Genomic DNA, 412 nt, shown 5'->3' on the forward strand with positions numbered 1-412 from the left:
CGTTTATATTTTCCTTGTAAGTATACTTGCTCTTCAATCTTATCTTTGAACACATAAAAGATACCAGGAGCAACGGTGATCGCTTCGTCACCTAAGCTTCGTTCTATGTAGGACTTTATTTCTGACTGTGCGTAGTATTTTTGGAAAGTGTTACGTGACGTGATGATGCCATCTTTGTATGGCTTGAACTGAGCAATGTAATTTTCATTAGCAAGCATCACAGACACTACAAGAAACTTTTCTGCTAGCTCATATGCGTTAAGCAGAGCCTCTAGTCTTTCATCTTGATCCTCTATCACGTTCAATACAAAGCCCAGATTTACAATATCAGAGGCTGATTTCTCTGCGTCAGGTCTAAAGTTAGGATCCCAACCAATCGCATCGATACCATGAGCTTCTAGCTCTCTTAGGT

At 40.0% G+C, this 412-nt stretch carries 1 protein-coding gene; it reads right to left on the reverse strand.

Features of this window, described 5'->3' with window-relative positions:
- On the reverse strand, nucleotides 1-412 hold a 412-nt coding region (locus AB4585_RS27740; RefSeq protein ID WP_372171968.1), incomplete at both ends, for a DNA phosphorothioation-associated putative methyltransferase.

This window comes from Vibrio sp. 10N.222.49.C9, assembly GCF_041474985.1.
GTDB lineage: Bacteria > Pseudomonadota > Gammaproteobacteria > Enterobacterales > Vibrionaceae > Vibrio > Vibrio crassostreae_C.